This is a genomic window from Alcanivorax sp. IL2 (genome assembly GCF_047495475.1).
Taxonomy (GTDB): domain Bacteria; phylum Pseudomonadota; class Gammaproteobacteria; order Pseudomonadales; family Alcanivoracaceae; genus Alcanivorax.
Window position 1 is genome coordinate 2,991,907 of the sequence record NZ_CP179932.1, and the last position, 13,779, is coordinate 3,005,685.

At 58.6% G+C, this 13,779-nt stretch carries 10 protein-coding genes; all 10 read right to left on the bottom strand.

Annotated elements, in window-relative coordinates:
• Positions 1 to 20: 20 nt before the first annotated feature.
• Positions 21 to 1,391, bottom strand: coding sequence for an exopolysaccharide Pel transporter PelG (pelG, locus tag ACMG4N_RS13800; protein ID WP_414432087.1), 1,371 nt, complete (start codon positions 1,389 to 1,391; stop codon positions 21 to 23).
• Positions 1,391 to 2,911: a GT4 family glycosyltransferase PelF gene (gene pelF / locus ACMG4N_RS13805; protein ID WP_414432089.1), complete on the bottom strand. Its 1,521-nt coding sequence runs from the start codon at positions 2,909 to 2,911 to the stop codon at positions 1,391 to 1,393. Before pelF ends, pelG begins: the two co-directional genes overlap by 1 nt.
• Positions 2,889 to 3,899 (bottom strand): hypothetical protein, encoded by a 1,011-nt coding sequence (locus tag ACMG4N_RS13810; protein WP_297768665.1) that lies wholly within the window; start codon positions 3,897 to 3,899, stop codon positions 2,889 to 2,891. The genes pelF and ACMG4N_RS13810 overlap by 23 nt, the downstream gene beginning before the upstream one ends.
• On the bottom strand, positions 3,892 to 5,226 hold the full coding sequence (locus ACMG4N_RS13815) for a PelD GGDEF domain-containing protein (protein ID WP_297768662.1): 1,335 nt from the start codon (positions 5,224 to 5,226) through the stop codon (positions 3,892 to 3,894). Before ACMG4N_RS13815 ends, ACMG4N_RS13810 begins: the two co-directional genes overlap by 8 nt.
• Positions 5,226 to 5,738 (bottom strand): hypothetical protein, encoded by a 513-nt coding sequence (locus tag ACMG4N_RS13820; RefSeq protein WP_297768658.1) that lies wholly within the window; start codon positions 5,736 to 5,738, stop codon positions 5,226 to 5,228. The genes ACMG4N_RS13815 and ACMG4N_RS13820 overlap by 1 nt, the downstream gene beginning before the upstream one ends.
• 9 nt (positions 5,739 to 5,747) lie before the next feature.
• Positions 5,748 to 8,516 (bottom strand): tetratricopeptide repeat protein, encoded by a 2,769-nt coding sequence (locus ACMG4N_RS13825; protein ID WP_297768655.1) that lies wholly within the window; start codon positions 8,514 to 8,516, stop codon positions 5,748 to 5,750.
• Positions 8,513 to 9,388, bottom strand: a complete 876-nt coding sequence (locus ACMG4N_RS13830) for a tetratricopeptide repeat protein (RefSeq protein WP_297768652.1) — start codon at positions 9,386 to 9,388, stop codon at positions 8,513 to 8,515. Before ACMG4N_RS13830 ends, ACMG4N_RS13825 begins: the two co-directional genes overlap by 4 nt.
• A complete protein-coding gene (locus ACMG4N_RS13835) occupies positions 9,351 to 11,957 on the bottom strand; it encodes a bifunctional glycoside hydrolase 114/ polysaccharide deacetylase family protein (protein WP_366516921.1) in 2,607 nt (868 codons plus the stop codon). Before ACMG4N_RS13835 ends, ACMG4N_RS13830 begins: the two co-directional genes overlap by 38 nt.
• Positions 11,958 to 12,245: 288 nt before the next feature.
• Positions 12,246 to 12,806 carry an HNH endonuclease gene (locus tag ACMG4N_RS13840; protein ID WP_297768649.1) on the bottom strand — a complete coding sequence of 187 codons (561 nt, stop codon included), beginning with the start codon at positions 12,804 to 12,806 and terminating at the stop codon, positions 12,246 to 12,248.
• Between the two features lie 304 nt (positions 12,807 to 13,110).
• Positions 13,111 to 13,770: a DUF3047 domain-containing protein gene (locus ACMG4N_RS13845; RefSeq protein WP_414432091.1), complete on the bottom strand. Its 660-nt coding sequence runs from the start codon at positions 13,768 to 13,770 to the stop codon at positions 13,111 to 13,113.
• Between the last annotated feature and the right edge of the window lie 9 nt (positions 13,771 to 13,779).

Here is a 13,779-nt window from a genome sequence, read left to right on the forward strand (position 1 = left end):
AACCGAGCGTAGCTCGTAGCTCAATGCAGCATAAATGTGCTGTACTCCAGTTCCCCCATCTTCCGGTTCACCAGCCACAACCCCAGCATCACACACACCGCTAGCGACAGCAGGAAACCGAAGCCGAAGAATTGCGGGCCCAGGTACAGGCTGATGCCGGTAAAGATCACGTTCAGCACGAAGAACAGGCCGGTGAGCAATACCAGCATGCGGCGCTGGTCCAGGTAGCAGAACACGTTGATGATGGCCAGGAACACCACCTGTAGGGCGGTGGCCACCAGCTGTACCTTGAGCAAAGGCAGGTAGAGATCCGTGATGCCCAGGGCCGCGAAGATCTGGGCGCCGGCCACCATGATCACCAAGGCGGAGATGGCCTGGATCTTGAGGATCTGAAAGATGCCCTGGCGGATCACGAACACCATCTGGTTGCGCATGTCCTCGATATAGGACAGTGAGCCCCCTTCGCGCACCGCATCATAGAAATTGCTGTAGTACTCCACAAAGTCGGTTTCCATACGCACCAGAAACACGGCCATGCCGGGAATCAGCGACAGGTAGGACAGGAACACCGGGATGTCATAGATCAGCGAGGCGTGCAACGGACCTATCACCTGACTACCGGTACCGCTGTAAAACCAGAACATGGCCTTGTCGGCCCATACCCCGGCGTTGTAGAAAAAACCCACCAACATCAGGCTGGGATACAAGTAGCGGAGTCCGAACATCTCGAAGGACACCATACTGAGTGCCGGATAACCACGCACGATCAATACCAGCATGCCGGCCAGCAAGGTCACTTGCCCCAGCAGAAACCCGAGCAACAACCCTTCAAGATCAAGAAATCGCAGTAACAGTGCCCCCACCACGGTAATCCCGTAGCCCAGGGCATACAGCACCAGTATCGCCTTGTACTGTTTCATACCCGACAGGAACACGGTGGCAATCCAGATGTTGCACAGCACCACAAAGCTGGCCGCCATCAACACGCGGAACAGGATGCTCTGTTCCGGGAACAGGAACACCGCCGCCGCTAACGACAGCACCCCGGAAATCACCGTGACCAATAGCGTCACGCCGCCATAGTTAGGCAGGATCAGGTCCTCGCGCTTCTCGAAAGCGCGGTCAGCACAGAAACGGGTAAAGGCCAGTTGCACGGTACCGGTGAGCACCAGGCTGATCGCGATCAGATAGGTCACGGTGACCTGGAACTGGGACACGGCGATATCCGGTACCACTGCCCCCAGGCTGAAAATACCGATGATCAGGATGCCGATAATCGACAACACCCAGGGCCCGGAGCTGATCACACCGGCGTAGGCATAGGCACGGATCAGGCCCAGCAGGGTATCCTTGCGCAGGAGTTTTCGCAGTTCGAACCCGATACCTGCCATCAGCGCTCCCCTTCCAGCAGCCCTTGATACAGCTCACGGTAGGAGCCAAACATCTGCTGCTGGGTGTACAGGGTTTCCACCCGGCGAATGCCGGCCTGCTGCGCCTCGTGCCAGGCCTGTGGGTCACTGAGTAACTTGGCCACCGCCTTGCCCAGGGCTTCCGGGTCAGCAATACCCACCACGGAACCGGCCTTGCCAAACGCCCGATCCTCTTCATCGAGCCCTTCAATCAATTGCCGGCAGGAGCCCACATCCGTAGACACCGCCGGCACGCCCGCAGCGAAGCCTTCCAGCAACACCAACGGCAAGGCTTCACTGATGGAGCTGAGCACTACCACGCCCACTTTTGGCAGCAACTCATCGATCTTCTGAAACCCGAGAAACTCCACATTCTTTTCCAGGCCCAGGCTGGTTACCAGAGAGCGGCACTCTGCGGCGTATTCCTTGTCTTCATCTTCGGGACCGGCAATCCAGCCTTTGGCGTCCGGTATTTCGTTAACCATAGTACGCATGGCGCGCAGGAAGGTTTTGACGTCCTTGATAGGCACTACCCGGCCGATCAGGCAGGCCGACTGGGGTATCTCGGCACCCCGGGCAGCACGGACCTTTTCCATGCGTGGCAGGTCGATGCCATTGGGAATATTGAGCGTGCGCTCGGCGGGCGCGCCATCTTCCACCTGCCGTTGCCGGTTGCGTTCATAAAGGGCCACGATGCGGTTGGATGACTGGTAACACTCGCGGCCCAACTCGGTAAAGAAGTTCACCCACTTCTCGCGGAAGTACGCCATTTCCGCATTGTTCTTTTCCACCAACCCGCGGTTATCGCTGATCCATTCACTCTGGAACAGATCAATCTTGCGCTCCTTGGTATAGATGCCGTGCTCGGAAAGCAGCAAAGGCTTGCCGGTGCGCCGTTTCAGCATGGTGCCCAGAAAACCGGCATAACCGGTGGAGATGGTGTGATACATGCGCGCCGGAATCAGGTTCGAAGCGATGTCATTGAGCACCCACAACGGTGCATGCATGATGCGAACCGTCCAGAAATAATCCACAAAAGACGGGTCCCGACTGTACTCCCGGTAGGCATCGGAAATGAAATCCCAACTTGCCCGGCTGTACAGAAATGACTCCTCAGAATAACAGCAGCCATCCCCCAGGTTATCCAACGTCTCGCCAAGCAGGGCTTGCCGCTCCGAAGAATGTTTGCCGGAGCGCATCAGCTCGTGGAAACGGCTCAGCCGATGATAGGCGGCGGCGTCCCCTTTTTTCGGTTTTTTCTGCGCGCCACGCTGGAAGTTATGCAAATAATGCACCTCCAGATGCACCACGTTGTCCGGCAGGGTGTATTTCATCTCGCCATAGTCTTCCGGGCGACTGCCGATGAAACAGCAGGCAAACGTATATTCAGGAAAACCGCGAATGATCTGGTTTACCCAGCTCGACACCCCGCCGCTGACATAGGGAAAGGTCCCCTCCAGCAACAGACAGATGTCCGCCTTATCCGCTCTGGGCAGCGCCATAGCCCCTCCAGTACTCCACGGATTTATTCAGGGCAGTAAACTGACTGCCCTCCGGAATCTGTTCCATTAGTAAGCGCACCATCGGCAGTTGCCGTCGTTGCAGGGCGATTTCCGCCAGCCAGGGATTTACCTGGGCCGGAGACAACCCTAGCCTGCGGGCAAATATCAGGGATTCATGGGATTCCCCCAGGTTTCCCTGACTCATCTTGATACGCCCGCGCAATAACCACAGCCCCGCATCTTCGGGGGACTCCATCAGCCCCATATCGGCATAGAAGCTTGCCCGTTCCAGAGTCAGGGTCATGATGTCGCCGCGAACCAGGTCCTGATAACTCAGCTCCCAGTACAACTCGGCAAGGCGCCGGGCAAGCCGGTAGCGACGAGACTCCCTGGCCCGCTCCAGCAACTGCAGAACACGGTCAATATCGCGGGTAATTTCCTTTTCCTTCTGATCGAGAATACCGTAGGCAAGCAGACGCAAATCCTCATAGGAATCCCCCAGCGAATCGCGCAACAGTCGGCCGGTAATGCGCCCGGGCATGTCCTTGAGTACCAGCATCCCCTGAATACGCAAAGCGTTGGGCGCCGTCTCACTGGTGAGTAGCGTTTTCAGATCAATCTGCCGAAAACCGGCGCTTTGCTGATTGTTCACCGGCGTAAAGTAGGGCTTGGCCACCTGGGAAAACGGCAGCGGCATGAACAATGCCGGCAGCATCACACCCAGAGCAATACCACCGACAATGGTCAGCAGCCCGATCGCCGGGATAAAAAAGGCAAAGGAAAAAATCAGTGCCAGTGAAAAGACTTTCGGCTCCCGAAAACGGGCCGGAAGAAAGGTCCACGCCACGGCGGATAACAAGGCCGACGCCAGACCATGGGCGACAAGGTAAAGCAGAAAATACGACAGCGAGCTGTTCTGACTGAGCAACAGCAGCAGGGAGCCGAACTCCGCACTGATCGCATAGATAAGCAGCTTCCAGCTAGACACCGGCCACCCCCAGCAACTCGCGGAGCTGGTCGCCAGAATCGCGCTCATCCAGTAATCGATGGTAGTACTTCACCCCGGCCTGGCGGAGACTGAAGAAGGCATAATCTTCCTGTAGCCATTTCTCCGTGCGCAGTACAAAACCTTCCAGACTGGAATCACCTGTCATCGGCATCATGATCATCAGCACGTTGTCATGAACCCACCAGGCCAGATCGAGACTGCGCAGGCCCCGCGCCAACGCTTCCAGAATCTGCGCAGCCTGTTCGCTGTCGTCAGCCACAAACAGGGTCAGGGCGGTGTCCACCCGCGCTTCACCGCGCAACCGGGAAAGCGCCGTCAATTCACTGGCAAAACGGGTGGGCAGGTTGGGCCAGGTATCCAGCAGGCTGTCCACTTCTTCCCCGTAGTGCGCCACATCCGCATAGAAGTTAAGCAGCACAGATAGCAACTGCAGGTTTTCATAATTCATGGACAGGAACGGCAACCGCTCCACCACCAGCACACCGATCATTTCCCCGGCACTGTTGGTCACCGGTGCGGCCACCAGATAGCGGCCCACATAGGCGTCATCCTGGGTATTCTGCTGCACATGAGCGAGCATCTTGATATCCAGGGCATGGCCGAGTAGAGCATCGTGCTGATCCAGGGGCTTGTTCTCCCCCAGCAGGGCGGCGGCCTGGTCACTGATCTTGCCGTCCAATACCGGATAGAGAGCGGCGCGCTGCAATTGACAGTACTCCGCCAGCAAATTGATCAGATCATCCGCCGCCGGCAGGATTGTGCTGTCGCTTTCATCAAGAGTCAGATCGCGCAGACGGAACAGGGCATCGCGCACGGTATAGGGCCTGACCAGCAGATTCTCTTCCAGGCGATCATGGGAAAGACGCAACAGTACATGGCGCTGGGTCAGGTTTTGCAGACGTTCCAGAGCGTAACTGGCGGCGCTTTCCGCCCGCTGCAGACGCACCCGCCACAGGTCAGCGAATTCACCGCAGACCAGGCTGAGAATAAAACCGCCCAGCATGGTGCCTTCGGGGAAATCCCAGTCCGCATAAAAGTCCATATTGCGGAGTACCAGCCAGCTGGCCAGCAGACACAGCATGCCAAACACACCGGCAAGGCTACCGTAACGCAGCGACACCAGAATGGGCACGAACAAGCCCCAACGGAAGTTGGCATCCAGCGCCAAGGGGTCCTCGGAACGCAACCACAAGCCCATGGCCACTGCCGCCAGGGTCAACAGCACCGCCTCGAGCACCACCCACAAGGGTCTTGCCGGCGGAGCCACCAGGGCGGGGATGACGGTGTTAGCCAGCCACTTTCGCATCAGCGAATGACCGGAGCCAGCAGCTTGTCGATGACTTTTTGCCCGGTCTGGCTGAGCGACGTTCTTGCCCAGCCAGCACGAGCACCGGTGCCGCTGTAGACGATGTTACCGGAAGGCAGTTCGCGGATTTCCAGCATCACACCCACCGCCGGCTCGCCATCCACACCTGTCTTGTAGCGCCATTCATGCACCACGCCGCTGACCACATACTGGGCCGATTGCGACTGCACCCAGCGATCCATTTTTTCCCGGTTAGCGGAGGAAGACGCCTCGAACAACAGGCCGTCATTACCGGTTTCCGGATAACTTTCCACCGCGGTCACACCCTGTCGGTAAAGCACGGCTTCCACGATAGCCGCTGCCCGCAGCCCCGCCTGGGGAGTGGCGGTGCGATTTACCAGCGGCAACACTAGCCAGGTACCTTCCGCGTCAAGGGAAACTCCCTGACTACTGCGTACATGGGTGCAACTGGCCAGCATCAGCGCCAGCAACAAAGCAACAACCTGTTTCATCTCATGCTCCTAGTAGTAAATCCTGTATTGCAGTTCGGCCCGGTAACTATCTTCATCGTTACCACCGGTATTGAGTTGGCGCTCCACAGACAGCTGCCAGGCATCGCGACCGATCAGCGGCCCGGCCAGGCCCAAGCGGCCGATAAAACCATCACCGGACAGGCTGTTATTCACGTAACCCACTTCTCCCCAGCCCTGCAGTCGATGCGGGCGAATATGCACGTCCGGCATGCCCAGCAGCAGGGAGGCCCCGGATTCACGGTAATCCTCGGGCAAGGGCGCCGTGTCCGCGCCGACGGGTAGCAAGGCGCGAACCTCAGCCATGCTGTCCCCGGCTTCGGCAAAATCGGCGCGGGTATGGCGCAGGCGCAAGCCGGGTGAGAAACGGGACAGCCAGGGACGCCAGGTGCTTTGCACATTGATAATGCTGCCCTCCCCCAGGTTTTGACTATTCAGATCACGATACTGGTAATCCGCCCAATCTACACTGCTCTGCCAGGTAGATTGGGGCGACCAATTCAGCTGGAACTGGCTACCGGTCCGGGAACCGCCCAACAGCAGCAAGGAGGTTTCATCCGCCGGCATCTGCCACTGGTAACGCCAGCTGGCAGACCAGTCGGAGTGCCAGTTGCCGGCCACTTCCAGATCCGCGGTGGTTTCGCTGTTATCCAACAGTTGGCGCTGGCCCAGTGAAAAACGGTGACGATAGCGTTCGCGCTGATAGTGCCACTCCAGGGTCAGCCACTGTTCCGCTTCATCCACATCCAGCTGGGCCCGATCGTTACTGGCGAACTGCCGTTGCCGGTAGCGCGCGGACAAGGTGCTGTGGTCACTGAATGGCTGACTCTGGGTAAAGGCCCAGTCCGTCATTTGCAAGGCACCCAGGCGGCGCTGTTCCACCGCCAGAGCGCTGGAGCGAGCACTGGGCAACAACAGGGATTCCTGCTGATTGTTGGCGCCAGCCAGTTCCGGAGAGCCCGCCTGCATGGCCATTAGCGTCGCGGTGGCGCGTCGTTCTTCGCCCAGTTCCAACTGGCTTCCTAATTGCTCAGACAGCGTCAATTGGCCGGCATAACGTTCACGAATCTGGGCCACGGCATCACGGTCGTTATTGAGCATGGCATAGGCCAGCGCCGACCCGGCATGCAGCCTACCGGCGGCCTGCTGCTTACGCAGATACCAGGCGCGTGCCAGCTCCGGCTCGCTATGGCCCAAGGCCCACTGGGCAAGCCATTCGGCACGGGCTTCGTCTGCACCCTGCTGCTGGCGAATCTGTTGCGCCAGTTGCAGGGAAGTGTCACCGCCCTCAAAACGCTGGCTGAGCGCCAGGCGCATATACCGGTACTGGTTCTGTTTGTCGTCACTGACCGTAAACGGCAAGCGCTGATGCAGATTGCGCAGCACTGGCCAGGCCTCACCATCCCGGCCCGCGGCAATCAGTGCCTGGGCGTACTGCCACTGTCGCTCCCAGTCTCCGGGTGCCGTTTGCAGCAGACGACTCTCGTAACGCACCGCCTGCTCGGCATGACCCAGCGCCATATGCGCGGCGGCCAGCACTTCCCAATAACGCCGGTCCAGGCGGATAACGGCCTCCCAGGCGGCAAGGGTCTGTGCCAGCTGAGTATCATCACCACTGGCAACCAACAGCCACAACCAGGCGATGCGGGTTTCCCGATCCCCGGGAGCCAGTTCCAGCGCCCGCTGCAACCATTGCGCGGCACGTTCCATCTCGCCCTTGCGCAACAGCAGATTGGCATAAAAACGCAGAAACGCCGGGTCCTGCTGTAGTTGCTGGCGCTGGGCGTCACTCAGCTGTTGCAGAAAGTCGTCAATGGCCTGCCAGCGACCGGCATCCTGCATCTGATAGAGGGCCCCCATGGCAAAAGCCTGATCGCCATTGCGCTGCCAGGCCCGTTCCATCAGCGCCACGACTCTGTCGCGGTCGTAATAACGAGCCAGAGTAATGTACTGGTACAGATCCGGCAGGGTGTCGTCACCCTGATCCAGCAAGGTCTGGTAATGACTCATGGCCGGCTGCCAATGCCCCAGCTCGCTGGCCATCACCGCCAGACGGCGAGTCAAATCCGGGTCATAGGGCAGGCTTTCGGCATCACTGCGCAAATCGGCATAAGCCGTCTCTCGCTGGCCCTCAAGCCAATGGTAGCGAGAGACTTGCAATGCCATGTCCCGTTCCGGGCCGTAGCGATTCATGTACTGCCGCGAATAGCGAGCGGCTTGCTCTCTGTCACTCTGATTCCAGGCCAGACGCTGCATTTCCCACAGCACAGCCTGGCCCGGATGGCGTCGATGCCAGTCAGCCAGGAAGCGCAGGCCTTCATCCGGTGTGCCGAGCAACTCATATTGCCTGGCGATGGTAGCCAGCAAATCCCGGTCACGGGGAGACACTTCCAGCAATTCCTTATAAACCCGCAACGTCAGTTGGTAATCGTAGGCCAGCGGCGCCCGCTGGCGGACCTGCTGCCAGGCCTGCGGATCGTCAGTGTTTTCCGCTACTTTCCACCAGGCTTTCAGGGCAGTACTGCTATCTCCCTGCCAGTCGGCGATCTGCGCCAGCCTCAGCAACCAGCGAATATCTTCGGGGCGCCAGTAAAGAGCGTTGTCCACTACCTGACGAGCCCGTCCCAGATTACCCGCCGCCACAAAGACCTCATAGCTATGGTCGTAGTAGCTCTCCACATAGGGCTCCGGCGCCTGGGCCAGAACAAGGCCAGACAGGAATGGCAAAGGTAATACCAGAGTGAGAAGCAACCGCTTCATCGCTGCTCCCCACGGCCATTGAGACGCAACAACCGCACTGCATAGCGCTGGGCCTGGGCCAGGTTGCCGCCGGCCTGGGCCAGGCGCATAAGGCGGTACAACACAGCCTTGTCCTGGAAATAAAGGTGTTCGTGGCGGGACGCAAAACGCAAGGCAACGTCATGCAAGCTACCGGCTTCCAGGGCCGCCAGCGTCTCTAGAAAATACTGTTTTCGCACGGCCGCGTCAGCAGACGCTTCCATGGCTTGCTCATAAGCAAGCCCCGACGCCAGGTAATTACCCTGCCCTAACAGAACCCGTCCGGCTTTTTCATACCATTCGCCGGGCCGCTCGGCCTCAGTGGCAAGCAGCCGGTAATAGCGCACAGTCTGTTGCACCTCCCCCAGCACCAGAGCCATTTCCGCCAGTTCCCGGCGCTGCTCAGTAGTCAATGTCGACCAGTCCTGGCTGCGCACACTTGCCAGGGTCTCAGCCTGCAATCGGGAAGACCCACGCAGCTCCGGATCCATGGCCATCAGCCGCTTGAAATCCCACTGCAATCTCAGCCAGCGAACCTCCGACTGGTAACCCGCATCGGCGGCTTCTACCCGGTCCAGTTGCACATCAGCTTCGTCAAATCGCCCCAGAACAATCAATTCCCGGGCCATCAACAAACGCAGCTCATGATCATCCGGCTTAGCTTTCAGCCAGGCCTGCATATAACTCAAGGTCACCGCATCCAGGCGCGCATTGCGCAACGTGACGGCCAAGTCCCGGGGAAATGCCAGCCAGCAGACCACCAGGATCAACAACAGACAAGCGAACAACTCTGTGGGGCCGAGAACCCGTAATCGCTCAGTGCGAACAGTGTAGCCGTAGCTCTTCGAGCTCATGCTTCGCACTCCTGTAGTGATAGAGGGTTCCGTCCCGACGCACTGGTTTCAGTGGTTCATCGTTATGGTTGAGCGAGCAACCATCGGCATTGCCGATGGCAAATTCCAGGTTGGTGTGTCCTGCCAGAGAAAATTGCATGCCGTCGTCATTGCGAGCAAATGTGGTCAGGCGGCCATTGGCCTGTTGCAGGTAAGGCAACGAGTCCGAACCGGGCTGCCAGTGAGCGTCAGCGCCGGACAAATGCAGGTAGCGGCCGGGACCGTCTTCCCGGTAGCCGGCGACCCCATGGGTATTATTGGTCAGGGCCGGTAGCGGCAGCGCCTCAGGTAATCGCAGGGTGCGCAGTTCGCCATTGCCTTTTACCCTCCAACCATCATTATCCCGGGCGATCACCATAGTGTTGAAATCCAGCACCTTGCGGGCATAGTCAGACGCAAATACCGGATGAAGCGGTTGCGACTGCGCCCAGCGATAGACCCTTAGCAAGGATTCCAGAGCTGCCGTCTTGCTGGCAATGTAGGTGTGGTAATAGATGTTCACCGGCTTGAAGCGATGGGGGCTTTCCGTCAGTTCGAAAGTCTCGAGTACCCGCTCAAAACCGTAGAAAGGGCCACTCCACTCATTGGTATAAATATTTTCGTTCTGGTTGGGTGCATAAACCTGGTATTCGTCCCCCTTGGGCAAACCGATTCCCTTGATCAGGGTCCAGGTGGGTGCACTGTGGGTGATGATGGTATCGCTACCGTTCATGTTCAGCAGGTTGCCCCGGCGTGCCGCAGCCAGCGCTTCAGGAGTGGGAAGGGTATCCCCGCTCCACAGCACCATTTTTGTACGCTTGCCGTCGGCCAGCAGGTTGTTGTTGATGTACTGTGCCGAACCGACCACTTCGCGCACCGGGTCCATCTGGTAATCGGGGATAGGCAGGCGCAATTGCCCTTCGGGGCCATACAGCTCCCCTGGCATTTGCTGGGCGTCGTACCAGAAAAAAGGATGCGAATAGGTGTGGGTAGCCGCTTCCACTTGAGGCAAGGCGAACATTTCCCGGGCGATCTGCTCCAGCTCGGCGGACATTTTCGGGTAGAGGCCATGAGGCGCCACTTCGCCCTCGATCACCGAGATGGTAGTGGGCACATCAAAACGTTTAAGCACTTCCTCCAGCAATACCCGGGCATCGGTTTGCCCCTGATAACCCTTCACCTCGGCCAGGCTGGGAAAACCATCACCATCCATATGCGCGAAGAGCAAGCGCCGACCATTTTCTGTCGTCACATCCGGAATCGGCATGACCGGTAGCTGTAATGCCTCGCGAATGAAGGTGAGCGGATTGACCACCCAGCGATCCAGTCCTTCACCTTTCTCACCGGGCAATATCGAACGGATCATGAAGGGCTGGAAGACATAACCGCCCCAAGGGGTCGTCGCCGCTGGCGTGTAGGTATGTTCCCCGGCGCGCAATTCCAGCCAGGGCTGGGCGGACGAATTGTGCAATGGCGACGACAGCTCTATCAGTTTGGGCAGTGCCAGCTCAAACCCCATGGCCTCATGCTGACGGGTAACCGTCGGCGGTGACAAGGGTGTAGGCCGACCCTCGAAACCGAAAGTCTGCGCATTGGGCCCCACCGGGTCCACCGCCGGGTAACCCAGCATGGCAATGGGAACGCCCGCATCTTTTTGTTCCACCAGCCAGGCCTCAAAATCCGCATCGGCCAGCTCTTCCTCTTCCAGCCACACGACAATACCGGCGTATCGTCCCTGCAGTGTGCCAGCTGGCATGGTGGAATTGATGGCACGGATATCAGGAACCAGCCCCTGGAACTGCAGTGGCATCAGCCCATAACGCACCGCATCGGAAAGCTCCCAGAATCGCTCATTGCTGCCACCATGAACCAATAACACTTGCCGGGGCAGCACCTCGCGCACGCCCAGCCCGAGCATGTCCAGCTCCGGATTGGTGATCCAGGGAATCACACCGTGACCCGCAATTTTCCTGGCAAGCTCTCGGGCTTGCTCACGCTCAGCAGGCGGCGCGTAGTCAATGGCAATGGTATCGACCTGGTACTGGTCACGCATAGTGGCAAACTGATTCAGCAACCACTGGCGGTCTTCCTCGGGAACCGCCGCATAACGCTGCTTGCCCGCCTCCCAACGCTGGTAAAGAGACTCAGCCGCGATGGCATCCACCGGCGCCTCAACCAGCGGCATCAGTTCAAAGCCGCGATTGAAAATAAAGCGTGCCCGGGGATAACGCTGGGATATCTGGTTGATTAACGCCGCTAACCCTTGCCGCTGCTGCTCCCGCTGCTCAGGTGTCTTGGCAACTAGCTGGTAGCTATCCAGGGTATCGAAGAAAAAACCCCGGTAGCCTTGCTGCCACAGCGGCGCAATGACCTGCTTGAGGAGAAAATCTCGCAACCCCGGCGAAGACAGATCGAAAATATGGGAGCCCCAGTCCGGGTTTTCCCCCAGCAGCCACTCGGGTTTCAGGTTTGCGAAATACGGGCGCGATGCCAGGACTTCACCCAGGCTGACATAGGCATAGAAGCGCTGCTCGCGAAACGTATCGGGCACGCCACTGGCCTGATCCGGCTCTACAACAGGGAAATCATAGACAGAGAGAGTGTGCCAGGGGATGTGAGGGCCGTAATAAAATGCCGCAGCAAGGCCTGACGGTGCTTGCGCCGATGCAGAAAAACCCCAAAAAGCCAGCAGAATCGCCAGATAGCAGCGGATCAATGAATTCCCCAATTCACATAAAACCGAATCTTCTTATATACCTATTCAAGGCAGCGTGAATAATGGGGGAAACATGATGTAACCCAAATACGACGAAAAGGGCATTTGTGTAAAAACTCCCTCTCACAAAAGCCGACTGTTCTTACCAAACTGGCTGCGTAAAAACGCCATCTGGTCCCCGCGGATACGGTGGCTGTTTATTAATGCCAAATATTCAGCCATGTTCGGCACATAGGGCAGCGCCAGTAGATCCATGTCGATCTCTTCCAGGCGCCGGCTGCCCTTGCGCTGGTTACAGCGCCGGCAGGCAGATACCACATTGGACCAGCGATCCCGGCCCCCTTTCGAGGTGGGGACAATATGATCACGGGTCAGGACATGTTCCGGGAAAGGCTTGCCACAATAGAGGCACACATGCTGGTCACGGCGGAAAAGCGCCCGGTTGGTCAATGGCGGTGCCGGGCGCTTGTGGGGATTGGCCACACCATCGCAGGCAATAATGGAGTGCAGAGACAGGCTGGAACGCTCCCCGGAAAACCGACAGGTCCCGCCGCGAAGACGGTAGATCACATCCCCCAGCGTCCAGGTTACCAGCCCGCGCGCATAAAGGGTGGCGGCCATCTGCCAGTCCAGCCATTCCACCGGAGTGCCGGCTTTGTCGAGACGCAGAATGCGTTCACTCATGGGCTACCTCACGATCATTGCTGCGCCCCCAATAGGCACAACCTTCCTGGTACGGCTCGATGCCGAGGCGCGGAACAGGATCTCGTAAACCAGTGACGATTCTGCGACAGCGGGAAAAGAAGACAGAGGCGCGAACAGACTGTGGTGTCTGCAGCAGGCGTAACGACTGTCTTCTGGATAGGGTCCACACAATGGTGGTGCCTTTGCCCGGTTATCTCTGATCAAACAGCCGCAACCGCCTGATCACAAACACCGGATTGAACAAATAATAAACAGGGCGGCATCCGCACTGCAACTGCACACATTAAGGGCTGGCGCGAAATTCAGGCAATCGGTAGCAGCTGGCCACCGTCGTGCCCGTGTTATCCCCATCGGTCATGATCGCCACGGCATCCACGCTATCCACGTCCATGCCATGAAAGCGACGAAAATCCTCGCGCACATTTCGAGTCACCGATTGCCAGCGTCCGGCACCGCCCGGCCCCTGCACCACCACCATCACCGCCTGGGAGGCAAACGGGTTGGGCCAGTTCGTGCCCGGCGCCGCTTGCCGGGACCAAACATAATTAATCGCCCGGGTTTGCCAGGGCAGCCAACCCTTCTTCACCACATAGACCCGGGCCTGGAAATCGTCCCCGGCCTTGATCCGCTCATCGACCTCTGGCCAGTCCGCAATCTGGTCAGCACGCCACTGCCAGTGCAAATAGGGCGTACGCGTTACATCCACCGCGCTTTCCCTGGCCAGGCCGGAGGCAGAACCCCGGGCCCGACTTTGCCAACAACCGGCTTCGAGGCGATAATCGGTCCTGCCCTCGAAAACCACCTCTTGCCAGCCGTCCGGCGCCGCCGAAACCGCCCTCACAGGCAACAGAGCCAAAGACAAAAACAGTAGCATCGGTATACATTGGACCAACGGGTCACAAACAGGTCTCGTTTTCATGGCCGCGTTTCCTAGAATAGACATCCTGTTTAC

What these genes read in the sequence shown, in the direction of transcription:
- pelG (WP_414432087.1), bottom strand. Translation starts at nt 1,391, where the DNA reads ATGGCAGGTATCGGGTTCGAACTGCGAAAACTCCTGCGCAAGGATACC.
- pelF (WP_414432089.1), bottom strand. Translation starts at nt 2,911, where the DNA reads ATGGCGCTGCCCAGAGCGGATAAGGCGGACATCTGTCTGTTGCTGGAG.
- ACMG4N_RS13815 (WP_297768662.1), bottom strand. Translation starts at nt 5,226, where the DNA reads ATGCGAAAGTGGCTGGCTAACACCGTCATCCCCGCCCTGGTGGCTCCG.
- ACMG4N_RS13820 (WP_297768658.1), bottom strand. Translation starts at nt 5,738, where the DNA reads ATGAAACAGGTTGTTGCTTTGTTGCTGGCGCTGATGCTGGCCAGTTGC.
- ACMG4N_RS13825 (WP_297768655.1), bottom strand. Translation starts at nt 8,516, where the DNA reads ATGAAGCGGTTGCTTCTCACTCTGGTATTACCTTTGCCATTCCTGTCT.
- ACMG4N_RS13830 (WP_297768652.1), bottom strand. Translation starts at nt 9,388, where the DNA reads ATGAGCTCGAAGAGCTACGGCTACACTGTTCGCACTGAGCGATTACGG.
- ACMG4N_RS13840 (WP_297768649.1), bottom strand. Translation starts at nt 12,806, where the DNA reads ATGAGTGAACGCATTCTGCGTCTCGACAAAGCCGGCACTCCGGTGGAA.
- ACMG4N_RS13845 (WP_414432091.1), bottom strand. Translation starts at nt 13,770, where the DNA reads ATGTCTATTCTAGGAAACGCGGCCATGAAAACGAGACCTGTTTGTGAC.